This is a genomic window from Baekduia sp. Peel2402, assembly GCF_052567285.1.
Genome location: NZ_CP199582.1, coordinates 2,001,200 through 2,023,096 on the forward strand (window position 1 = coordinate 2,001,200; position 21,897 = coordinate 2,023,096).

Below are 21,897 nucleotides of genomic sequence, written 5' to 3' on the forward strand. Positions count from 1 at the left end.
CGTGCGCACGCTTCTCATTTCCGACCTGCACATCGGCTCGCGCCTGGGCCGCGACGTCCTGCGTCACCGCGAGGCTCGTGACCGGCTGATCGCCGCGCTGACCGAGCAGGCGATCGACCGGCTCGTGTTGCTCGGCGACACCGTCGAGCTGGCGGAAGGGCAGCCGCGCAAGGCGATGGCGACCGCCGAGCCGGTGCTGCGCGCGCTGGGCGCCGCGATGGGGCCGGAGCGCGAGATCGTGCTGGTGCCCGGCAACCACGACGCCGGGCTGACGCGCCGGTGGCTGCGAGCGCAGGGCGCGGAGCTGGCGGTCGACGCGCTCGTCCCCCACGACGCGTCGCGCGCGCTGGCCGCGGTGACATCTTGGCTGGCGCCCGCGCAGGTCTCAGTCCGGGCGCCAGGCTTCTGGGTGTCGGACCGCGTCTGGGCGACCCATGGCCATTATCTCGATCGACATCTGCTGCCCGAGCTGGCGTGGGGCCGCGCGTCGCGAGAGGTCAAGCGCAACACGGCGGTCACCGTCGTCGGGCCTGCTGCGTACGAGCGCGCTCGGCGTCCGCGCGTCGGGGCGGAAGCCCGTCTGACGCGTGTGCTGCCGCGGCCGCTGGCCACGCTGGTCGACGACGCCGCCGAGCTGCTGCGCGCGCAGTCGATGCCCAGCCCGCGCCAACTGAAGCCGCACCTGATCGCGCCGCTGACCCGGATCCTGCTCGGCCGTCAGATGCAGCGCTCCTCGATCCCCGCGCTGCTGCACGCCGCCGCGCGCGTCGGCGTGAACCCCGACTGGGTGATCTTCGGCCACGTCCACCGCAGCGGCCCGCACGAGGGCGACGACCCGGTGCTGTGGAGCGGAGCGGGAGGACGACCGCGCGCCGCCAACACCGGCTCCTGGGTCTACGAGCCCTTGTTGTTGCACAACGGCGCGCCGCCCAACCCCTACTGGCCGGGCGGCGGCGTGATCGTCGACGGCGAGGGCGACCCGCGCGTGGTCGGCCTGCTGGACGACCTCGCCGACGCGCGCGCTCTGTTCGCGCGCGTCAGCCCTGCACGACTGGGAGGCTGAAGCCGCCGCTCTGCGCCCCGCGGGCCAGCTCGTCTTCGAGCTGCGCAGCGCGGTCGCGGAAGCCCTCGACGTTGCGCAGCTTGACGTCCTCGTAGCCGCGGATGGCGTCGGGGAGGTCGGCGATCTGCGCGACCGTCGCGTGCGTGACCGGCGTGAGGCGCTCCAGCGCGCGGTCGACCAAGGCCTGGTACTCGCCCGGCAGCGCGCGCTCGATGCGGCGGACGTGGGCGCGGCCAAAGGGATCGATCCGGGTGCCGCGCAGGCGGGTGCCGGCACGCAGCGCCTTGAACATCGGGACCGCGACGCCGCGACGGATCTTCAGCTTGCGGTCCATGCCCATCGCGCGCAGCACCGGCGGGTGGAGCATCACGTACACCTTGTCTTTGCGCGCCGTGTCCGCCAGGCCGAGCAGGTGCAGGCGCGCGACCTCGTACTCGTCCTTGTAGGCGTACAGCTTGTGCAGGCCGCGGGCGTAGGCCTCGGCGATCGCGGTCTCGCCGGGCGCGCCGCGCTGCGCCTCGATCGCCGCGACGCGCGCGACGTCCTGCGCGTACTCGCGCGCCAGCTCCGCCGCGCCGTTCATGTAGGCGATCAGCTCGGGCACGCGGACCTCCAGCAGCCGCCGCAGCTCGCCGGTCGTCCCGGTGGCGTCGACGATCTCGCGCGCCGCGTCGTCCAGCTCCGCCACGTGCGGCGCGGGCTCGGTGCCGGCCACCGCCGCCGCGACCGCCTCGGGCGCCGCCACGACCGCGCGGCCCCACGCGAACGCCGCCAGGTTCTTCTCGACCGCCGCGCCGTTGAGGCGGATCGCGTGCTCCAGCGCGTCGGCGCTGAGCGGCAGGCAGCCCGCCTGGTAGGCGGCGCCGATCAACAACGTGTTGGTCGGCATGTGATCGCCGAACAAGGCCACCGACAACGCCTCGGCGTCGAAGAACACGTCCTCGCCCGCGCGCGTGGCGGCCTCGATGGCCTTCACGTTGCGATCGCGCGCCGGGAAGCGCACGCCGGTGTCGGTGACCATCGCGGCGGTCGGCGTCGCGTGCGTGTTGACCACCGCGACGGTCTTCTCCGCGCTCGCCACGAGCAGGTTCTTGGGGTTGGCCGCGCCGAGCACGTCGAAGCCGAGCAGCAGGTCGGCCGCGCCGGCCGAGGCCTTGTTGGAGCCCTCGATCGGGTCGCGTGCGATGCGCACGTCGGAGACGACCGGGCCGCCCTTCTGCGCCAGCCCGGTCTGGTCGAGACCATAGGAGTGCTTGCCGTCGAGCATCGCGGCCATCTGGATGATCTGCGAGACGGTCACGACGCCCGTGCCACCGACGCCAGGCATCCGCATGTGGAAGTCGTCGCGCGGCACGACGAGCTGCGGCGCGGGGAGCGCGTCGCGGGGCGGCAAGGGGAATCCACTCGGCGTCACCTTCGCCTTCGCCCCCGCCTTCGCGGGCACCACCGTCAGGAACGACGGGCAGTCGCCCTTCAGGCACGAGAAGTCCTTGTTGCAGGAGGACTGGTGGATCTCGGTCTTGCGCCCGAACTCGGTCTCCTTGGGCAGCACCGACATGCAGTTGGACTTCGTGCCGCAGTCGCCGCAGCCCTCGCAGACGCGCTCGTCGATCTCCACGCGCTGGACGGGCTCGGGCGCCTTGCCGCGCTTGCGCAGGCGGCGCAGCTCGGCCGCGCAGTGCTGGTCGTGCAGCAGGACCGTGACGCCGGGCGTGCGCGCCAGCTCGGCCTGCGCCTCGGGCAGCGCGTCGCGGTGGCGGACGGTCGCGATCGGATCCAGCCCGGACTTCTTGTAGCGCTTCGTGTCTTCTGTGGTGATGACGATCCGCTCGACGCCCTCCAGTGCCAGCCAGCGCGTCAGCTCCGGGACCGTCATGCCGCCGACGACGTCCTGGCCGCCGGTCATCGCGACCGTGCGGTTGTAGAGCAGCTTGTAGGTGATGTTCGCGCGCGCGGCGACGGCGAAGCGAATCGCCAGCGAGGCCGAGTGGTGGAACGTGCCGTCGCCGACGTTCTGGACGAAGTGCTGGTCGTCGGTGAAGGCCTGCATGCCGACGAACTGCGCGCCCTCGCCGCCCATCTGCGTGATGCCGGTGATCGTGCCCTTGCCCTCGGGCGAGAGCAGGACCATGGTGTGGCAGCCGATCCCGGCGCCGAGCAGCGTGTCGTCCGGGTTGGCGGTCGACGTGTTGTGCGGGCAGCCGGAGCAGAACATCGGCGTGCGCGCGAGCGTCGGCAGCGTGCGGGCGGTGGTCGCGTGGCGCGCCTCGATCAGCTCGACGTGCTGGGCGACCGATTCCGGCGCGCCGCGGCCGCCGGCGCGCAGGCGAGCGGCCAGCGCCACCGCGATCGCGTCGGCGTCCAGGTCGGACTCCGGCGCCAGCAGCGGGGCGTCGTGCTCGTCGCGCTTGCCGACGATCCGCGGCGCGTCGGGCGTTCCGTAGAGCGCGTCGCGCAACGCGGTCTCGAGGAACGGGAGCTTCTCCTCAACCACCAGCACTTCGTCGAGGCCACGTGCGAATTGGCGGAACGCCTCGCGGTCGTGCGGGTAGAGCATGCCGACCTTCATGAGGCGGATGCCGGCGCGATCGAGCGCGCGCTGGTCGAGGCCGAGGTCGCCCAGCGCCTGGACGAGCTCGTAGTACACCTTGCCCGCGGCGACGATCCCGAGCCACGCGTCGCGCGTCGGGACCGTGACCGGGTTGAGCTGGTTGAGCTGCGCGTACTGGCGGGCGAGCTCCAGGCGCGGGCCGAACATGCTGCGCTCCAGCTCCATCGAGGCGGGCGCCAGCAGGTTGCCGTCCGGCGTGTGGACGTAGGGCTTGCCGTCGTACTCGACCGTCGGGATGACCGGGCCGACCCGCTCGGGCCAGACCGCGACGGTGCCGGCGGCATCGGCGATCGCGGTGACGATCTTCAGCGCGCTCCACAGCCCGGACGCGCGCGAGCAGGCGATCGCGTGCAGGCCGAAGTCCAGGATCTCCTGCAACGTGCCGGGGAAGAAGGTCGGCATGTGCAGCGCGGCGAGCGTCGCCTCGCCGGCCGAAGGCAAGGTGGAGGACTTGCACGACGGGTCGTCACCGACCAGCGCCAGCGCGCCGCCGCGCGGGTGGGTGCCCGCGAAGTTCGCGTGGCGCAGCGCGTCCATCGCGCGGTCCAACCCGGGGTTCTTGCCGTACCAGACGCCGGTCACGCCATCGACGCGGACCCCGGCCCGCCCACCCAAAGAGGGCACCATCTGCGACCCGTAGACCGCGGTCGCCGCCAGCTCCTCGTTGAGGCCCGCCGTGAAGTGCAGGTCGTGCTCAGGCGCGATCGCGCCGAGCCCGAGGATCTCCTTGTCGACCGTCCCCAGCGGAGAGCCCTGATAGCCGGACACGAACGTCGCGGTCTTCAGCCCGCGCCGGCGGTCGGCGCGCACCTGGTCGAGCAGGATCCGGACCAGCGCCTGGGTGCCCGACAGGAAGACCGTGCCCTGCTCGAGCAGGTACTTGTCGGTCAGCTGGACGTCGGGACGGTGCAGCTTGACGGGCGGCGTCGGGCCGGTGCGTGGCGGCACGGCGGTCCCGGTCGTCGTCTCCCGATCGTTGGCGATCCCGTCCGTCGTGCGCGGCACGTCCGGCGCTCCCTCTGTCGCTGGGCAGGTCGATGACCCGCAATGGGTCAATCGACCTTACCACCAATCGCGGAGGTTCTAAACGCTTGGTCAGTTACGCGGCGGGCTTGGTCCGCGCGGAGCCCGGCAGCAGGAACTCGGGCAGCGGACGCACGAGCGCGCGGGCCGTCTCCTCTTCCCACGTCCGCTCGAGCTGGCCGACGTGCTCGTCCATCACGGCCTCGACCTCGCCCAGATCGCCGGAGCGCACGGCCGACACGGTCCGCTCGTGGATCTGGATCGTCCACTCGGGAACCAGCGGCAGATGCATCGCCATGTCGCGCGCGATCTCCAACTGGCGGAAGAGCACGCGCATCAGCGACTCGACCGTGGCGTTGCCTGACGCGCGCGCGAGCGCGAGGTGAAACTGGACGTCGAGCTGCAGGAAGCGGTCCTCCTGCTTGAGCGCGCGACCGGCGTCAACCAGCGAGCGCATGGCGTCGATCGACCGTTGCAGCGCGGCGAAGTCCTCCTCGGTGGCCCGGACCGCGGCGAGTTGCGCGACCCGCGGCTCCAGCATCCGGCGCGCCTCAAGGACGCCCGCGACCTCGCCGAGGCGCAGCGTCGAGCGCTGCCGGACCAGCTCGACGCCGACGACGTCGGTGGCGACGAACATGCCGCCGCCCGGCCCGCGGCGGACCTCCAGCAGGCCCGCGTCGACCAGCACCTTGACGGCCTCGCGCAGCGTCGGGCGGCTGATCTGCATCTGCGCGGCGAGCGCTCGCTCACCAGGAAGCTTGTCGCCCACGCGCAGCTCGCCGATCCGGACCTTGTCCGCGATCTGCTCGGCCGCCTCCTCGAAGGTTCGACGCGTCTGGACCGGCGTGAACACGCCGGGAACATACACGTCAACCGGCCCGTGGTCAGCCCCCCGAACCTATTAGGTAGGTGGGCTAGACCAGCGATATGCCGCTGTGGCGCGGCCTACGGAGCGTTCGGCGCGGGGTCCTCGTTATCGCGCTCCTCGGGCGGCGGCGTGCCCTCGCCCTCGTAGTCGGTGTCCGCATCGAACTCACCAGCGTCAGGGGTGAGCATGTCGTCGTCGTCCGGCGGGTTGGAGGACTGCGCCTCGCCGAGGGAGGCCTCACCGCCGTGGACGCGGTCCGCTCCGTGGTGCTCGCTCATGACTGCGACGATACCCGCGATGTGGTCTCCCCTCGCGGCGGCGTTCGCCGTCCTCGCCGCGGCCCTGCTCCCCACCGCGGCGCGCGCCGCGGACGTCGCCGACGTCGATCCGCTGATCGGCACCGGCGCGCGCGAGGCGAACATCCAGCGCGGCGGCGGCGCGGGCGCGACCGTGCCGGGGGCGGCGGTCCCGTTCGGGCTGGTGCAGATGAGCCCGGAGACCGCGCCCGCGCTGGCCGCGTTCGGCGCCGGCTACGACCACGACGACACGCGCATCCGCGGCTTCAGCCCGACGCACGTCAGCGGGACCGGCTGCGCGACGTTCGGCGACGTGCCGATCCTGCCGCTGGCGCGCACGGCGACGGCGCCCCCGGCGCGGCGGCCGACGTTCTCGCACGCGACCGAGTCCGCGTCGGCCGGCGCCTACGCGGTGACGGTCGACGGCGTGCGCGTCGCGCTGACCGCCACGGCGCGCGTCGGCGTGATGCGGATGACGTTCCCGCGCGGGCGGGTGGGTAGGCCCGCGACGGTCCTGGTCGATGCGGGCGGCTCGCAGAACGGCGACGACCGCGCGGCCGTGCGGATCGACCCGGCGCGTGGCGAGGTCGTCGCGAGCGCGCGGTCGGGGCGCTTCTGCGGCGCGGGCAATGCCTATGACGTGCACGTCGTGGCGCGCTTCGATGTCAAGCCGCGCGCGTGGGGGACGTGGCGGCGCGCGGCCGGCGCGCCGGGCGACGAGCGTGGGCCGGTCGTGGTCCGCGCCGGGTCGCGGCGCGCCAGCGACGCCAAGCGCGCGACCGGGCGGCGCTTCGTCCCCGGCGGGCTGCCCGCGGCGCCGATCCGCGGCGCGCGGGCGGGCGCCTATCTGCGCTTCGCGCCGGGCGCGACCGTCGAGGTTCGGCTCGGCGTCTCGCTCACGAGCGTGGCGGGCGCGCGGCGCAACCTGGCGGCCGAGGCGCCGCGCAGCACGTCCTTCACGCGGCTGCGCGCGCAGGCCCGCGCCGCGTGGGCCAAGAAGCTCGCGCGCGTCGATGGCCCGCCCGGCCCGGTCTTCGCCACCGCGCTCTACCGCGCGCTCCAGCATCCCAATGTGATTGCCGACGTCGACCCGGCGCGCGGCTGGGAGCCGCGCTCGACGATCTCCGGCTGGGACATCTACCGCACGCAGTTCCCGTTGTTGTCCATGTACTACCCAGAGCAGGCGCGCGACGTCGTCCGGACGCTCACGGCCGGGGACTGCGCGCCGCGCTGGGCGATCGGAGGCGCCGACGCGGACGTCATGGTCGGCGAGCCGGGCGCGATCCTGCTCGCCGAGGCGCTCGCCTTCGACGTTCCCGGCATCGACCGCGCACGGGCGCTGACCGTCGCGCGCCGGACGCTCGAGCCGCCGTGCCGCTCTTCAGACGGCGGCGACGCCGGGATCCTGGAGCGCGCGATCGCCGACGACGCCGTCGGCCGCGTGGCCGGCGACCCCGCCCTGCGCGCCCGGGCTAGCGCCGCCGTCCGCGCGCTGGACCTCTTCGCCCGCGCCCCCGCCGACCCGACCAGCCTCGTCGAAGGCTCCGCCGCCCAGTACGCCTTCGCCGCGCCGTTCGAGCTGGCCGGAGCGACGCCGGAGCGGCTGGAGGCCGTGCTGCGCCGACTCGACGGCGGCCCGTTCGACCCGTTCGCCGGCCTCGGCAACGAGGTCTCCTTCGCGATCCCGTGGCTCGGCAGCGTCCTTGGGCGCCCCGAGCTGACCGACGACGCCCTGCGCCGCGCGATGGCCCTCTTCACCCCCGCGCCCAGCGGCCTGCCGGGCAACGACGACGCCGGCGCGCTCTCCGCCTGGTACGTCTTAGCCGCCCTCGGGCGCTACCCGCTGTACCCCGGCAGCGCCCAGCTCGTGACGCGCTGACGGCGCGCCAATCTCGTCCGTCCGTCTTGCAGGCCTTTCGCCCAGGCCCGTGATCGGGTACGGATTCCGTCATGCCCCGTTTCCCCAAGAGACTTCTCCTGCTCGGCGGCCTGCTCGCCGGTGGCGCCGCGTTCTTCAAGAAGCGCCGTGCCGCGCAGCTGCCCGCGCCATCCGCGAGCCCCGCTCCCACCCCCACGCCGCCCGTCGCACCGCCTGCGGCTCCGCCGGTCGCGCCGCCGCCGACCGAGGCGCCCGGCCCGTCGGTGACGCCGCCGACCGCCGTCCCCGCTTCCACCACCGAGGCCGAGGAGGCCGCCGAGGCGACCAAGCCGGTCGTCCACACCGACGAGGAGTTCGTCGCCGCCGAAGAGGCCGCGGCCGCGGCTGAGGCGCGTGGCATCGGCGGCCCGCGCCTGGACGACGCCCACGGCGACGAGGCCTTCGAGGCCGTCTACGAGGCCGGCGGCGGTGAGTCCGAGGGCTTTGAGGCCGCCGAGGACGCGCTGATCGAGAACGCAACCCACGGCGACGGCCGCGCCGATCCGATCGGTGACGCGTTCACGCCGGAGGCCGAGTCCGACGAGGCCACCGTGGTCGACGGCGAGGCCGACGAGGAGCGCGTCTCCGAGCTCGACGAGGACGACACGGACCGCCGTTGATCCTCCGCCCCGACGGCGACGGCCACCTCGCGATCGGCCAGGCGTCCCACGCCTGGCTGTCGGGGCAGCTGGCGCGGGCGTGGGATCCACGCCCGGAGCCGTTCGAGGAGGTCTGCCTCGGGGCGCTGCAGCACGACGTCGGGATGGCCGAGTGGGACCTGGATCCCGCGCGCCATCCCGACACGGGCCTGCCGGTCCAGTTCTACGAGCTGGACCGGCGGACGCACCTGGCGCTGTGGACCGCCGCGCCGCACAAGGTGCTGACGCAGTCGCGCTACGCAGCGTTGTTGGTGTCCTTGCACGGCACCGGCCTGTACGAGCGCTTCCCGCCCAAGACCGACGTTCCCGAGATCGCCGCGGCGGTCGAGGCCTACATGAACGGCCAGCGCGAGCTTCAGCAGGCGTTGGCCACCGAACTGGGCGTCTCCGACGACGAGCTCAAGCGCAACCAGGCGCTGATCGCGCTGTGGGACGGGATCTCGCTCGCGCTCTGCCAGGCGCGCCTCCCCTACGAGACGCCGAGCATCCGCCTGGACCGCGCCCCCGGCGACCACGCGCTGGAGAGCTTCACCCTGGACCCGTGGCCGTTCGGCGCGGACCGCGACGCGCTCGAGGTCCGCGTCGAGGGACGTCACCTCGCGGACCCACATGCGGATCTCAGCACCGCGCCGGTCCTGACCCTTCGTCTGGGCTTGGTCGGAACGTAGTTAGCGCTTGGCAGGTTCGGGCAACGCTGGTCTTCGTGACACCGCACCACGTTGAAGGCCGCTTGCGCCCCTCGCGCCGCGCCGGCGCCGTGCACGACCTGCTCGACGCGCTCGACGTCGCGGTCGTCGTCTCGCGTCAGGCGCCATGGCAGCTCGCCGCCCTGCAGTCCGCCCTGGCCGCCGACCTCTCGCGCGAGTGGTCCGGCGGCGTCTTCGTCATCAACGACGGCGCGTCCGGCGCCGCGAGCCGCGCCGCCCGCTCAACGCTCGCCGACCACCACCCGCGTGCCCGCCGCACGATCCTCACGCTGCCGCGCCGCCTCGGCACCGCGGCCGCCGCCGATCTCGCGCTCGCCGAGGCGACCGGCGCCTACGTGGCGCTGATCGACGCCGCCACGCGGCCGTCCCCCGGGACGCTGCGTACGCTCACCGAGACGCTGGAGAACGACCACGACGCGCTCTGGGCAGCGCCGCGGTCCGCGGGCCTGGCGGTCCTGCGCCGCCTCGCGTTCCTGGACCTCGGCGGCTTTGACCCCGAGCTGCGCGGCAGCGCCGCGGTCGGAGACCTCGCGCGCCGGGCGACGATCGAGGGCTGGTCCCTGCTGACCGTCTCGGAGGCTCATGCGCACCGCGACGGACGCCCGGACCACGGCGCGTCGCGGCGCTTTCGCCGGGCGCCCGAGCCACCGCATCGCCGCCCGTGGTCGGGCAACGCGCTGCCGCTCTGGCTGCCGCGGGCGCGGCGCGCGGTGATCCGCGAGGACCTGGCTTAGCGCTCGGACACGTCGGGGTAAGGGTGGTCGCATGGACGAGACGCTCCCCGGCGTGCTGCATTGGACGACCTTCCACGAGGGCATCGGTCAGCCCGTGCACTCGCACTTCTTCGTCGAAGGCAGCGCGCTGTTTGACCCGCGCGTGCCCGAGCACGGCGGGCTGGAGGAGATCGCGCGCCACGGCCGCCCCGAGGCGATCCTGCTCTCAAACCGCCACCACCTGCGCCACGCCGAGGCGTTCGCCGAGCACTTCGACTGCCCGATCCGCGCCCACCGCTCCGGGCTGCACGAGTTCGCCGACGACGGACCCGACGTGCAGCCGTTCGAGTACGGCGACGAGGTCGCGCCGGGCGTCGTCGCGCTGGAGGTGGGCGTGCTGACCCCGGAGGACACCGCGTTTCGGATCGCGGCCGGATCGGGCGCGCTGTTGTTTGCCGACGCGCTGATCCGCGACGAGGACGGCGAGCTGACCTACGTGCCCGACGGGCTGATGGGCGACGACGCCGATGGCGTCAAGGACGGGCTCACCGCCGCGCTGGAACGGCTGCTGGAGCAGGACTTCGACGCGCTGCTGTTCGCACACGGAGCGCCCGTGGCATCCGGCGGTCGGGACCGATTGGCCGCATTCGTGGCGCAACGGCGCTCCTGACGTCCGACGTCCGTCCAAACGCACTCACATTCGGTGCGCTGGACCCGACCATCCGGGGCGTGCGCACGCCCGGGAAGGTCACCGCTGCCCTCGTAGTCACGATCGCGTCCGTGGTCGTCGCTCCGGCGAGCGCCGGCGCGCTAACGCTCGGCGGTGTGACCACCAAGAGCGTGAAGGACGTCACGGCGCGGTCGGTCACGCTCGAGGCCGAAGCGACGGTGTCGGTCCTCGGGGCGTCGGTCTCGTTCCAGTTCGGGCCGACGACGACCTACGGCCTGACGTCGGGCAACATCCTGACGTCGCTGATCGGCGTCAAGGAGACCGTGTCGGTGCCGGTCACCGGCCTGATGCCGGGGACGACCTACCACGTGCGGGCGGTCGCCTCATCGGGGCTGCTCGGCTCGGTGCTCGGGCGCGACGTCACGTTCAAGACCAAGGAGGACAAGAGCGGGGGCGACGACGGCACCGGCGTCACCATCGGCGTGACGGTCCCGGGGACGAGCGGCAGCGGCAGCGGCACCGGCTCGTCGGGCTCCGGCTCGTCCGGCTCGGGCTCCAGCGGCTCGTCGGACTCGGGCTCGTCCAGCTCCGGGTCGTCCGGCTCGGGCTCGGGCAAGGGCGACGACTCGTCGTCCTCGACCACCTCCTCTCCCACGTCCTCCTCGGGCTCGTCCGCCACCCAGGACGCCACCGACCCCGCCGCCGCGATCCCGGCCGGCCAGGCCACCGCGGCGATCACGCCGGTGCTCGGCAAGACGCTGGCGATCGCCGCCGTCCAGGGCACGGTCACCGCGACCAGCCCGACCGGCGTGGCCGTCGACCTCAGCGACGCCCGCGGCGTCCCGAGCGGGACGATCATCGACACGCGTGCGGGCACGGTCGAACTGACCACCGCGCTCACCAAGCCCGGCAGCACCCAGACCGGGCGCTTCTGGGGCGGCATGTTCGAGGTCCGCCAGACCGCGGGCGACCGCGGGCTGACCCAGATCGTGCTGCGCGGCGCGGACTTCCGCCAGTGCCAGGCCGTCGCGGCCCGCAAGCGCGTCAAGCGCTCGGCCGCCAAGCAGGCCACCAAGAAGAAGCAGCCGTCGCGGGCGCTGTGGGGCAGCGACGACCACGGCAAGTTCCAGACGCGCGGGCGCGGGTCGGTCGCGACCGTCCGCGGGACGCGCTGGATGACCGAGGACTCCTGTGAGGGCACGCTGACGCGCGTCGCCGACGGGGCCGTCGAGGTCCGGGACTTCGGCGCCGACCGCACGGTCGTCGTCCACAAGGGCCATCAGTACCGAGCGCGCGTCGCGCCATAGCCGCTCGCCGGCCGTCCCCGTCCGTGTCCACTCCGATCCGATCCACCAAGCACACCCGCGCGGTCCTGCTCGCCGGGCTGCTAGCCGCGGTCTGCGGGCTGGCGATCTGGACGACCGGCGTCGCGGGCTCGCTGGAGGACACGACGGTCTCGCAGCGCTTCCAGGTCCGGCCGGCCCACGACCCGGGCGATCTGGTGGTCGTCGGGATCGACGACACCACGTTGTCGCACTACGACGAGGACCACAGCTGGCCTTACCCGCGGTCGTGGCACGCGCAGGTGATCGACCGGCTGCGCCAGCTCGGCGCGCGCCGGGTCATCTACGACGTCCAGTTCACCGAGGCGACCACGCCCAAGCAGGACCTCGCGCTCTACGACGCAATCGGGCGCTTCCCAGGGACGGTCCTGGCGACGACCGAGACCAACGGCCGCGGCGGTACGAACGTCCTCGGCGGCGACGAGAACCTGAAGGCGGTCGGCGCGACGGCGGCGATGGCGTCGTTCCCGATCCTCAACGGCGGCGAGATCGCCCGCGTGGAGCCCTCGCGCGACGGCGTGGCGACGATCGCGGTCGCGGCGGCGCGGTCGCTCGGACACCGCGTCGATGTCAATGCCTTTGAGAAGGACGGCTCGTGGATCGACTTCCGCGGGCCGCCCGGGACGATCCCCGAGGTCTCGTTCTCGGCGGTGCGCGAGGGCGACGTGCCGGCGTCGGCGATCCGCGGCAAGGTCGTGGTCGTCGGCATGACCGCGCTGACCGGCCAGGACTCCCACCCGACGCCGACGGTCCGCGACGAGCTGATGTCCGGGCCCGAGGTCCAGGCCAACGCGCTGTGGACGGTGCTGCACGACTTGCCGATGAGGACCGCTCCGTGGTGGGTGGGCGTGCTGGCGATCCTGGCGCTCGGGCTGGCGCCGGCCGCCGCGGCACTGCGGCTGCGGGCGCTGTCGGTGGCGATCGCGCCGCTGGTCGCCGTCGCCTACGTCGGCGTGGCGTACGTCGCGTTCACGAAGGGCTGGGTCGTGCCGGTCGTCGCGCCGCTGGCGGCGCTGGCGCTCAGCGCGATCGGGACCGTGATCGCGTCCTACCTGACCGAGCGCCGCGAGCGCCAGCGCGTGTCGCAGCACAACGAGCTCCTGGAGCAGGCGGTGCGCGAGCGCACGGCCGAGCTGCACGAGACGCAGCTGGAGATCGTCCAGCGCCTGGCGCGCGCCGCCGAGTGGCGCGACGAGGACACCGGCGAGCACGTCGAGCGGATCGGGCACATGAGCGAGCGGCTGGCGCTGGCGGCCGGCTGGTCGGCGGTGGAGGCCGAGACGCTGCGCCACGCGGCGGTGCTGCACGACGTCGGCAAGATCGGCGTGCCGGACCGCGTGCTGCTCAAGCCCGGCAAGCTGGACGCCGAGGAGTGGGCGATCATGAAGACCCACGCGGAGATCGGGGCGTCGATGCTCTCGGGGTCGCCGTCGCCGCTGGTGCAGCTGGGCGAGGAGATCGCGCGCACGCATCACGAGCGCTGGGACGGCAGCGGATATCCGCGCGGGCTGCGTGCCGAGGAGATCCCGATCGCCGGACGGATCGTGGCGATCGTCGACGTCTTCGACGCGCTGCGATCGCGGCGGCCGTACAAGAGCGCCTGGACGTTGGACGAGGCGCTGACGGAGATCGTGTCGCAGAGCGGGCGCCACTTCGACCCCGAGCTGGTGGAGCTGTTCGTGCCGATGGCGCGCGAGCTGGGCGACATCGCCGACCTGGGCGATGACGACGGTCAGCTGACGCTGGCCGCATAGGTCGATCCGAGCGGTACGGAGCGGTACCATCGGATGATGGACGAGCGCTTCGCCGAGGTCGGCAACGGGATCACCCTCTGCTACGAGACGTTCGGGGATCCGACCGATCCCGCGATGGTGCTGATCATGGGCCTCGGGACGCAGATGGTCGCGTGGGACACGCGCTTCTGCGAGCAGCTCGCAAGCAACGGGTTCTACGTGGTGCGGTTCGACAACCGCGACACGGGCCGCTCGACCCGCCTGGACGGCGCGCCGGTGCCCAAGCTGCACGAGATCGCGCTGCGCCGCATCGCCCGCCCGGCCTACAAGCTGGCCGACATGGCGCTCGACACAGTGGGGTTGATGGACGCGCTGGAGATCGAGCGCGCGCACGTCGTCGGCGTGTCGATGGGCGGGATGATCGCCCAGACCGTCGCGGCCCGGCACCCCTCGCGCGTGCGGTCGCTGACGTCGATCATGTCCAACACCGGCGCGCGCTTCAGCGGCCAGCCGGCGCTGAAGACCTACCCGGTGCTGATCGGGTCCTCGCCGACCGACCGCGACGGCTTCGTCGAGCGCGGCGTCAAGACCTGGACCTTGATCGGCTCGCCCGGCTTCGAGCGCGACGACGTGGAGCTGCGCGCGATGATCGAGCTGTCGTTTGACCGCGGCGCCTCGCCAGCTGGCACGGCGCGCCAGCTCGGCGCGATCATCGCCTCCGGCGACCGCCGCCGCGAGCTGCGCGGCGTCCAGGCTCCGACGCTCGTCATCCACGGCGAGGCCGACAAGCTCGTGTCGCCGAGCGGCGGCCGCGCCACCGCCAAGGCCATCAACAACGCCCGCCTCGTCACGATCCCGGGCATGGGCCACGACCTGCCCAAGGCCGCCTGGCCCCAGATCATCACCGCCGTCGCCCAGAACGCCCACTCCGCCGACGTCGCCACCGGCGACCGCGCGGCGGTCCAAGCGGCCTAGCGCGTCCGGCCGCTCCGGCAGGGCTCACTCGCCGGCGGCCGCTCGGCGCGGCCTACACTCATCCGGGTGAGCCTGTTCCGGGGCATGAGCGGCGGACCCGACGACGGGTCCGAGCGGATCGGCGGCCTCTCCGGCCCCGATGCGATCCGCCGCGTCAGCCGCACGTCGACGCTCGCTTCCGGCACGCTCGCCTGCCCTTCCTGCGACGCACCCGTCTCCCCGGCCGGCCGCATGACGCCGGCCTCCGCGCTGGAGTGCCCGTTCTGCGGCCGCATCGGCCGCGTCCGCGACTTCCTCACGCTCGGCTCACCCACCCGGCCCGCTCACGTGATCATCCGCGTCGTCGCGCCGTCGCAGCTGCGGATCGTGCCGCGCGACGCCGACGCGAGTTAGCGCTTGCGCTTGGCGCCGAAACGACCGCCACGACGGTACTCCTTGTCGAAGATGCCGAAGAACAGCCGGTAGATCAGCGGCGTCGGCGCATACGTGCCGTCGGCGCGCATGACCGGATCCCACGCGGTTCGCCCCAGCTTCTCCACGTCGAGGACAGGCAGGTCCTTCAGCGGCGTCGGCTTGTGATCCATGGCGCTCATCGTAACGCGACCGCCGCAATCCACAAGAGTAATTCCATCATCGTTGCGATGCTGATCAATAGAAGTAGCATTACTAACCGATCCACTCGTCCGCGGTTGCGCTCGCACAGGTCCTCATGGATGAACCCCGCGATGACGAGCCAGTCGAGCCGTCCCGCGGCAGCCTCGTCCGCGAGATCGGCGTAGATCGAGCGCGGATCCAGCGAGAAGCGCATCCGCCAGGGAGCGAGGACGACGACGGAGAGCGCAAGGCCGATCATGAGCATGGCGATCGCCGACCACCCACAGAAGCCGAGCGAGCCGCGGTCGATCGCCGCGCCGCCGAGGAAGGAGGCGACCAGCGCCTGGGTCGCGACGAGCGTGCTGGTGCGCGAGCGGATGCCGGAGACCACGGACTCCTGGTCGGCGAGCGCGGCGCGGCCCAGGTCGTAGGTGATCTCCTCGAGGTGCGGCATGGCGAGCGGCGCCGAAGGTACGACGCGAGGAGGGCGGCGCGAGCGATCTGCGCAGAGTCTTCGCGATGTCCGGTCTGACTCGCCGCCAACGTCTCCCCTTCCATGACCACCATCACCGTCCTGGGCGACCACAACCCGGAGTACGTCACGCATCGGGCGCTCGATGCGGCGTTGGAGCAGTTGCCGGAAGGGGTGCGGGCGCGTTGGGTCGGGACGGATGCCGAGGTGGACGACCTCGGCGATGGGCTGTGGGTCGCGCCCGGGAGTCCGTACCGGGATGACGAGGCGGTGCTGGAGGCGATCGCCCGCGCACGCCGCGAGGGCGTGCCGCTGCTCGGGACGTGCGGCGGGTTCCAGTACACGTTGCTGTCGCTCGCCGGCCGTGGCATAAACGACCATGCGGAGACGACGCCGGACGCCGCGGATCCGCTGGTCTGCTCGCTGCCACAGCGGGTCGACGGCGAGTGGCGTCCCGTGACGCCGGTGAAGGGCACGCGGCTGGCGGAGCTGCTCGGCGACGCGCCGTTCCCCGGGCTGTTCTTCTGCGGCTACGCGCCCCGGCCGGACGCCGAGGCGGAGATCGAGGCGGCTGGGGCCCGGATCGCCGCATACGCGGACGGCATCGGCGCGGTCGCGCTCGAAGTCCCCGGCGAGCCGTTCTTGATGGCCACGCTGTTTCACCCCCAGATCGGCGCGCTCGACGGCGAGCCGCTCTCGCCCCTCATCGCCGCGTTCGCCGAGGCGACGGCGCTCGCGCGGCGCTGACCGCGCGCCGCACCGCCCTCAACCCCTCGAGCCCCCGCCTCTCGAACTCCCGCTCCGCGAGCTCCCGCCCCGCGCGCCGCCGCCCTTGTCCTTATTGCGGCGGCGCTGCAAGCGCTCGATCTCGCGCCCGAACGCCTGCTCGGACTCGTCGGCCATCGCCACGCCGAAGATCGCCAGCAGCGAGTCCGCCGCCAAGGGTCGTAGCCGCTCCAGCGCGTCACGTACCTCCGGCCAGCGCTCCTCGGGCGCGCCCGCCGCCTCGAACGGCTTCCAGACCTGCTCGACGAACAGCTTCACGTACGCCCGTGCCACGCCGTCGGCGTGCTTGCGGATCGTCGCCGCCAGGTCCATCGCTACGCCCGGCGGCACACCCAGGCGCTCCAGCTCCTTGCCGGCGCTCGTCAGCCGTGGCGTGACGTCCTCGAACGACCCGTCGCCCAAAGGACGCAACAACCCCAACTTGACCGCGCGCTGCAACAGCTCGACGTCCGTGGTCCCCCAGCGGTCCGCCAGGTCAGGCCCGGTCAGCACCTCGGGCTGGTCTGACGTGTACGGCTCGGCGACCGCGCGCAGGAACCGCAGCGGCTCCTCGGAGGACCCGGGCGCGGCCTCGACTAGCCGCCGGATCGCCTCCAGGTTGAACCCCTGCCCCTGCATCTCGCGGATCAGCTCGATCCGCGCCAGGTGCTCGGCCCCGTAGTAGCCCGTGCGCCCCCGCACCTCGGGCGGCGGCAGGAGGCCCCGGGACTGGTGGGCCCGGATGTTCCTCACGGTCATGCCCGTGCGCTGGGCCAGCTCGTCGATGGTCAGGTCACCATCGTCGAGAGCGCGCTCAGGTGCCTCCGTGACATCGGACACACGCACGAGCTTACCGCGTTTGATGTGACATGGATCGGTGTAACATCGAGCCATGGCACTTACGCACGTCTTCGCGGCGTCCGAGCCCGCGGGAGGAGCGGCGATCGATCAGGTCGCCATCGCCACGGGCATGGCCGGGATCGCAACGGCCATCCTGATGGTCGGGATCCTGGGCTATCGCAAGCACCCCGGGAAGGACACGCCCCTGCGGCGCCTGTCTCAGTTCTCCGAGCGCGTCTCCGGGCTGCCCGGCTGGGCGGCGCTTCCGCTCGGCGTCGGCGGCGGCTCGCTGCTCATCGCGCTGCTCGGCATGTACTGGGACATCTCCCTGCACATCGACCAGGGGCGCGACGCCGGCCCGCTGGCCAACCCCGCGCACTACCTGATCCTGGTCGGCCTCTACGGCGTGTTCGCCTCGGGCTGCCTCGCGCTCGCCCTGCCCGACGAGAAGCCCGGCCCCGCCGCCATCCGCATCACGCGCGACTGGTACGTCCCGGTCGGCGGCGTGCTGATCGCCGCCTGCGGCGGCTTCGCGCTGCTCGGCTTCCCGCTGGACGACATGTGGCACCGGATCTTCGGCCAGGACGTCACGCTCTGGGGCCCGACGCACCTGATGCTCTTCGGCGGCGCCGGCCTCACGCTCATCGGCCAGGCGATCCTGCTCGCCGAGGGCCTGCGCTTCCGCGGCGCGCCCACCGACGGCGGTTTGCGCGACTCGCAGTTCTTCGTGGCCCTGCGCCGCGTCGGCCTGATGGGCGGCCTGCTCATCGGCCTCTCCACCTTCCAGGGCGAGTTCGACTTCGGCGTCCCGCAGTTCCGCATGGTCTTCCACCCGATGCTGCTCGCGCTCTCCTCGGGCATGGCGCTCGTCGCCGCGCGCGTCTGGATCGGCAAGGGCGGCGCGCTGGCGACGGCCGCGATGTTCCTGATCGTCCGCGGCGCGATCGCCCTGATCGTCGGGCCCGTCTTCGGCGAGTCCTCGCCGACGCTGCCGCTCTACGTCGTCGAGGCGATCGCCGTCGAGGGCGTCGCCCTGGCCACCGGCCGCAACCGCCCGCTCACGCTCGGCGTCATCGGCGGCCTGCTCTGCGGCACGATCGGCTTCGCCGCCGAGTGGTTCTGGGTCAAGGAGTTCTTCCCGCTGCCCTGGAACGACGGCATCATGCCCGAGGCGGTCCTCTGCGCCGCGCTCGCCGGCACCGCGGGCGGCGTGCTCGGCGGCCTGCTCGGCGCGGGCCTGCGCTTCCAGCTCCCGTCGCAGACCGTCTGCCGTGCGGCCGTCATCGGGTCCTTCATCGCCATCGCCGGCCTCACCGCTTACGGGCTCTCTACCACCAAGCCGACGAACCAGACCGCGACCGTCCAGCTCCAGGACGACGGCGGCGACCCGGCGCACCGCCACGTGGTCGGCACCGTCACGCTGAACCCGCGCAGCGCGGCCGACGACGCCGCCTGGGTCACGGTCACCTCGTGGCAGGCCGGCGGCATGAAGGTCGACCGCCTCGAGAAGGTCGCCGAGGGCGTCTACCGCTTCCGCGTCCCGGCCCCGGTCTACGGCGACTGGAAGACGGTCCTGCGCGTCCAGAACGGCCGCACGATCATGGGCGTGCCGATCTACATGCCGGCGGACTCCGCGATCCCGGGAGCCAAGCTGGTCCCCGCGAGCGCGAGCTTCACGCGCCCGTTCGTCGCCGACCACGAGCTGCTGCAGCGCGAGCGCAAGGACGACATCCCGGGCTGGCTGTGGACCACCGCCTGCCTGATCGTGCTCTTCCTCTCGCTGATCTTCATGGCGTCGCTGGCGTGGGGCGTCGCCCGCGTGGCGCGCACGGGCAACGACGGCGACGGCACCTCGCCGCCGGCCGAGCCCGCGCGCACGGCTGAGGACCGCGCGGCGCGCTTCCGCCGCGGCGGCCGACGGGTCGCCAGCGCGCCAGGAACCTGAAAATGGGGTAGAACGGGGTTGTCATGAGCAGCCACGCTGGACCGTCCTCGTCCCAGACGCCGTCCATCGGTCCGACTCGCCACGCCGGAGCCGCCTTCTTGGTGGTCGTGATGGCGGTCGGATCGATCGTGATGTGGCTGGTCTCCCCCGTCGCCTGGCTGTGGATCGCCTCACGGATGACCGACTCCAGCCAGCCGTCGCTCGGGCCCTACGTGCTCGTCCTGGTCGGCATGGCGCTGACCGCGGTCGTGATCGGCAAGGGCCTGGGCAAGGTCAACCGCACGCACATGCGGCTGACCGGTCGCCTGTCGGACAAGCGCGAGACGCGCAGCTGGAACAAGTCGATGCGCGGCGAGCGCGGACGCACGCACGACCGCGGCGTCCTGGAGCAAGTAATGGCCATCTCCGTCAGCTGCGCGCTGGTCCTGTTCGGCATCTGGTTCTTCGCCTTCGCGGGCTCGTCGCTGCCGTCGTAATCAGGTCACTAGCCTGAAGGGCGTGGAGCTGGCTTCCGGGGACCCCAACGTCGACCTGCGCCGGGGCCCCGACGGCAAGCCGATCGTGGTCCTCGGCTTTCCATACGACCCGCACATCGTCGCGCTCGTGCGGCAGATCCCGCATCGTCGCTTCGACTGGGACACGCGCGAGTGGTGGGCGCCGGTGGACGATTGGGCGGCGGTGCACGTCGCCGAGGTCCTCAAGCGCTTCCCGAAGCTGACGGCGTCGACGCAGGTCACGATCTGGCTGCGCGGCGTCGGCGAGCGCTGGGTCGGCCGCGTGCGCACGACGCGCTACGACGGCAAGGGCTGGTGGATCCTGGACACGCGCGCCGGGACCGTGCCCGAGGCGTTGTTGAAGGACTCGGTCGAGCACGAGGGCATGCTGCTGGCGCCGCTGACGCGCGAGGGCGCCGAGGCGCTCGGCGAGGCGCGCGGCGCGAAGCTCGACGGCGCCGCGCTGCGCTGCGTGCTCGCGCTGGAGCACGGCGGCGAGGCGCCGCCGGCCCGGCTCAGCCTCAACGTCGCCGTCGACGGCGAGTCGTTCCTGCTGGAGACGCTCTGGGATCCCTCGATCGGCGATGCCTTCGAGCGCCTGCCCGGCACCAGTGACGGCGGGCGGAGTCTTCCCCTCGACCCCTGGGTCGTCCACCACCTCGACGGCTTCCTGGCCCAGCACGGCGTCGCGGTCGACGCGCCCGCCGAGTCCGCGCTGGAAGACCTGCGCGAGGAGGCGATCGAGGCCCAGGCCCAGATCCGCAAGTCCAAGGCGACCGAGGCCGAGCCGCTGCCCGGCGTGCCCGAGAAGCTCGGCGGCGAGCTGCAGCCGTTCCAGTGGGCCGGCGTCCGCTACGTGCTCGAAGCGCGCCGCGTCTTCCTCTCAGACGAGCAGGGCCTCGGCAAGACCGTCCAGGCGCTCGCGGCGCTGGAGGCCGAGGAGGCCTACCCGGCGATCGTCGTCTGCCCCGCGTCGCTGAAGCTCAACTGGCTGCGCGAGACCAAGCGCTGGCTGCCGCACCGCTCAATCGAGGTCGTCGAGGGCGGCGTCGCGGTCCCGAAGACCGGCGACATCACGATCATCAACTACGAAGTTGTAGGCAAGCACTTCGAGACGCTCGCCCGCATGCGCCCCGCGGCGATGGTCGTCGACGAGTCGCACTACTGCAAGAACCCGCGGGCCAAGCGCACCCAAGCGGTCCGCAAGCTCGCCGAGGCCGTCACCCGCGGCGGCCTGCGCGTGGCGCTGACCGGCACGCCGGTGCTCAACCACCCCGAAGAGCTGATCTCGCAGCTGCGGATCATCGGGCGGCTGGACGAGTTCGGCAGCGGTGCGCGCTTCAGCCGCCAGTTCCAGGGCGTGCTGACCGAGGAGCGTCTGCACTGGCACCTGCGCAAGTCGTGCTTCGTGCGGCGCCTGAAGAGCGAGGTCCTGCCGCAGCTGCCGGCCAAGCGCCAGACGATCGTGCCGGTCTCGCTGGACAACGAGCGCGAGTACCGCGTGGCCGAGCGCGACGTGGTCGAGTGGCTGCGCACCCAGCCGCTGGAGCTCAGCGACCTCAACGCCAAGATCGCCGCGACGCTGCGCGCGGAGCGCCTGGCGCAGCTAGGCGCGCTGCAAAGGCTCGCTGCGCGCGGCAAGCTCAACGCCGCGCTGGCGTGGATCCACGACTTCCTGGCCTCCGGTGAGCCGCTCGTGGTCTTCGCCCGCCATCGCGAGGTCCAGGAGGCGGTGCTGGAGCGCTTCCCGGACGCCCTGCACCTCTTCGGACGCGACTCATTGCAGGACCGCGAGAACTCCGTGCAGTCCTTCCAGAACCCCGACGGCCCGCAGCTGATCGTCTGCGCCACGCGCGTCGCCTCGCAGGGCATCACGCTGACGCGCGCCTCCAACGTCGCCTTCCTCGAACTCGAGTGGACCCCCGCGCTGCACGACCAGGCCGAGGACCGCTGCCACCGCATCGGCCAGCGCGACGCCGTTACCGCCTGGTACCTGCTGGCCGCCAACACCATCGACGAGACGATGGCCGCGCTGATCGAGCGCAAGCGCGGGGTCATCGCCGCCGTCACGGATGGCAAGCGCATCGACGGCGAGAACGTCGTCGAGGGCGTCATCCGCCACCTGCGCGGCGAGGAGCCTTACCGGCACCTGCGGCCGGTGGCGTAGGTCAACAGCGACGCTGCAAATCAGCGCCACGTCAAAAAGTC

20 protein-coding genes are annotated in these 21,897 nt (G+C 72.7%); 14 read left to right on the top strand and 6 right to left on the bottom strand.

Translation table 11 applies throughout. The features are described 5' to 3' along the window. Window position 1: 1 nt before the first annotated feature. The gene (locus ACT01A_RS09730) at window positions 2–1,063 is read left to right on the top strand and encodes a metallophosphoesterase (protein ID WP_445152048.1); all 1,062 of its coding nucleotides are present in this window, start codon (window positions 2–4) and stop codon (window positions 1,061–1,063) included. Here ACT01A_RS09730 and ACT01A_RS09735 read toward each other — a convergent pair. The 3 genes from ACT01A_RS09735 to ACT01A_RS09745 form a co-directional block, all read right to left on the bottom strand. Continuing rightward, entirely contained in the window at window positions 1,038–4,679 is a 3,642-nt protein-coding gene (locus tag ACT01A_RS09735) for an indolepyruvate ferredoxin oxidoreductase family protein (protein WP_445152049.1), read from the bottom strand. The genes ACT01A_RS09730 and ACT01A_RS09735 overlap by 26 nt on opposite strands. Window positions 4,680–4,773: 94 nt before the next feature. Then, entirely contained in the window at window positions 4,774–5,550 is a 777-nt protein-coding gene (locus ACT01A_RS09740; protein WP_445152050.1) for a FadR/GntR family transcriptional regulator, read from the bottom strand. Window positions 5,551–5,642: 92 nt separating this feature from the next. After that, window positions 5,643–5,843: a hypothetical protein gene (locus ACT01A_RS09745; protein WP_445152051.1), complete on the bottom strand. Its 201-nt coding sequence runs from the start codon at window positions 5,841–5,843 to the stop codon at window positions 5,643–5,645. Window positions 5,844–5,862: 19 nt separating this feature from the next. Here ACT01A_RS09745 and ACT01A_RS09750 point away from each other — a divergent pair, with 19 nt between their 5' ends. The 9 genes from ACT01A_RS09750 to ACT01A_RS09790 all read left to right on the top strand — a co-directional run bounded on the left by ACT01A_RS09750 (window position 5,863) and on the right by ACT01A_RS09790 (window position 14,972). Next, window positions 5,863–7,740 carry a glycoside hydrolase domain-containing protein gene (locus ACT01A_RS09750; protein ID WP_445152052.1) on the top strand — a complete coding sequence of 626 codons (1,878 nt, stop codon included), beginning with the start codon at window positions 5,863–5,865 and terminating at the stop codon, window positions 7,738–7,740. A 71-nt stretch (window positions 7,741–7,811) separates the two neighbouring features. Continuing rightward, window positions 7,812–8,399, top strand: coding sequence for a hypothetical protein (locus tag ACT01A_RS09755; protein WP_445152053.1), 588 nt, complete (start codon window positions 7,812–7,814; stop codon window positions 8,397–8,399). Next, window positions 8,396–9,106, top strand: a complete 711-nt coding sequence (locus tag ACT01A_RS09760) for a DUF3891 family protein (protein WP_445152054.1) — start codon at window positions 8,396–8,398, stop codon at window positions 9,104–9,106. Before ACT01A_RS09755 ends, ACT01A_RS09760 begins: the two co-directional genes overlap by 4 nt. A gap of 62 nt (window positions 9,107–9,168) precedes the next feature. Further along, the gene (locus ACT01A_RS09765) at window positions 9,169–9,879 is read left to right on the top strand and encodes a glycosyltransferase (protein WP_445152055.1); all 711 of its coding nucleotides are present in this window, start codon (window positions 9,169–9,171) and stop codon (window positions 9,877–9,879) included. A 31-nt stretch (window positions 9,880–9,910) separates the two neighbouring features. Further along, entirely contained in the window at window positions 9,911–10,528 is a 618-nt protein-coding gene (locus ACT01A_RS09770) for a hypothetical protein (protein WP_445152056.1), read from the top strand. 59 nt (window positions 10,529–10,587) lie between these two features. Beyond that, window positions 10,588–11,835 (top strand): hypothetical protein, encoded by a 1,248-nt coding sequence (locus ACT01A_RS09775; protein ID WP_445152057.1) that lies wholly within the window; start codon window positions 10,588–10,590, stop codon window positions 11,833–11,835. A gap of 23 nt (window positions 11,836–11,858) precedes the next feature. Beyond that, window positions 11,859–13,625 carry an HD domain-containing phosphohydrolase gene (locus tag ACT01A_RS09780; RefSeq protein ID WP_445152058.1) on the top strand — a complete coding sequence of 589 codons (1,767 nt, stop codon included), beginning with the start codon at window positions 11,859–11,861 and terminating at the stop codon, window positions 13,623–13,625. A 36-nt stretch (window positions 13,626–13,661) separates the two neighbouring features. Then, window positions 13,662–14,579, top strand: a complete 918-nt coding sequence (locus ACT01A_RS09785) for an alpha/beta fold hydrolase (protein WP_445152059.1) — start codon at window positions 13,662–13,664, stop codon at window positions 14,577–14,579. An 84-nt stretch (window positions 14,580–14,663) separates the two neighbouring features. After that, window positions 14,664–14,972 (top strand): hypothetical protein, encoded by a 309-nt coding sequence (locus ACT01A_RS09790; RefSeq protein ID WP_445152060.1) that lies wholly within the window; start codon window positions 14,664–14,666, stop codon window positions 14,970–14,972. On the opposite strand, the gene ACT01A_RS09795 is transcribed toward ACT01A_RS09790, so the two are convergent. Together ACT01A_RS09795 and ACT01A_RS09800 are read right to left on the bottom strand one after the other, a co-directional pair. Continuing rightward, window positions 14,969–15,163, bottom strand: a complete 195-nt coding sequence (locus ACT01A_RS09795; RefSeq protein WP_445152061.1) for a hypothetical protein — start codon at window positions 15,161–15,163, stop codon at window positions 14,969–14,971. The genes ACT01A_RS09790 and ACT01A_RS09795 overlap by 4 nt on opposite strands. 5 nt (window positions 15,164–15,168) lie before the next feature. Further along, a complete protein-coding gene (locus tag ACT01A_RS09800; RefSeq protein WP_445152062.1) occupies window positions 15,169–15,627 on the bottom strand; it encodes a hypothetical protein in 459 nt (152 codons plus the stop codon). A 102-nt stretch (window positions 15,628–15,729) separates the two neighbouring features. On the opposite strand from ACT01A_RS09800, the gene ACT01A_RS09805 reads away from it, so the two are divergent. Next, window positions 15,730–16,392 (top strand): glutamine amidotransferase-related protein, encoded by a 663-nt coding sequence (locus ACT01A_RS09805; protein WP_445152063.1) that lies wholly within the window; start codon window positions 15,730–15,732, stop codon window positions 16,390–16,392. Between the two features lie 18 nt (window positions 16,393–16,410). Here the strand turns inward: ACT01A_RS09805 and ACT01A_RS09810 are convergent, their stop codons facing one another. Then, complete coding sequence (locus ACT01A_RS09810) at window positions 16,411–17,250, bottom strand: MerR family transcriptional regulator (RefSeq protein ID WP_445152064.1); 840 nt, start codon at window positions 17,248–17,250, stop codon at window positions 16,411–16,413. Between the two features lie 52 nt (window positions 17,251–17,302). Between ACT01A_RS09810 and ACT01A_RS09815 the strand changes: the two genes are divergently transcribed. The 3 genes from ACT01A_RS09815 to ACT01A_RS09825 are packed head-to-tail and all read left to right on the top strand — an operon-like array spanning window position 17,303 to window position 21,856. Then, complete coding sequence (locus tag ACT01A_RS09815; RefSeq protein WP_445152065.1) at window positions 17,303–19,195, top strand: hypothetical protein; 1,893 nt, start codon at window positions 17,303–17,305, stop codon at window positions 19,193–19,195. A 23-nt stretch (window positions 19,196–19,218) separates the two neighbouring features. Beyond that, window positions 19,219–19,671, top strand: coding sequence for a hypothetical protein (locus ACT01A_RS09820; RefSeq protein WP_445152066.1), 453 nt, complete (start codon window positions 19,219–19,221; stop codon window positions 19,669–19,671). A 22-nt stretch (window positions 19,672–19,693) separates the two neighbouring features. Beyond that, complete coding sequence (locus tag ACT01A_RS09825; RefSeq protein ID WP_445152067.1) at window positions 19,694–21,856, top strand: DEAD/DEAH box helicase; 2,163 nt, start codon at window positions 19,694–19,696, stop codon at window positions 21,854–21,856. The last annotated feature ends 41 nt before the right edge of the window (window positions 21,857–21,897 follow it).

Bases quoted from the DNA above. Each gene is read 5' to 3' on its own strand.
- ACT01A_RS09795 (WP_445152061.1), bottom strand. From the start codon at position 15,163: ATGGATCACAAGCCGACGCCGCTGAAGGACCTGCCTGTCCTCGACGTG.
- ACT01A_RS09800 (WP_445152062.1), bottom strand. From the start codon at position 15,627: ATGCCGCACCTCGAGGAGATCACCTACGACCTGGGCCGCGCCGCGCTC.
- ACT01A_RS09745 (WP_445152051.1), bottom strand. From the start codon at position 5,843: ATGAGCGAGCACCACGGAGCGGACCGCGTCCACGGCGGTGAGGCCTCC.
- ACT01A_RS09785 (WP_445152059.1), top strand. From the start codon at position 13,662: ATGGACGAGCGCTTCGCCGAGGTCGGCAACGGGATCACCCTCTGCTAC.
- ACT01A_RS09770 (WP_445152056.1), top strand. From the start codon at position 9,911: ATGGACGAGACGCTCCCCGGCGTGCTGCATTGGACGACCTTCCACGAG.
- ACT01A_RS09805 (WP_445152063.1), top strand. From the start codon at position 15,730: ATGACCACCATCACCGTCCTGGGCGACCACAACCCGGAGTACGTCACG.
- ACT01A_RS09815 (WP_445152065.1), top strand. From the start codon at position 17,303: ATGGCACTTACGCACGTCTTCGCGGCGTCCGAGCCCGCGGGAGGAGCG.
- ACT01A_RS09820 (WP_445152066.1), top strand. From the start codon at position 19,219: ATGAGCAGCCACGCTGGACCGTCCTCGTCCCAGACGCCGTCCATCGGT.
- ACT01A_RS09750 (WP_445152052.1), top strand. From the start codon at position 5,863: ATGTGGTCTCCCCTCGCGGCGGCGTTCGCCGTCCTCGCCGCGGCCCTG.
- ACT01A_RS09755 (WP_445152053.1), top strand. From the start codon at position 7,812: ATGCCCCGTTTCCCCAAGAGACTTCTCCTGCTCGGCGGCCTGCTCGCC.
- ACT01A_RS09790 (WP_445152060.1), top strand. From the start codon at position 14,664: ATGAGCGGCGGACCCGACGACGGGTCCGAGCGGATCGGCGGCCTCTCC.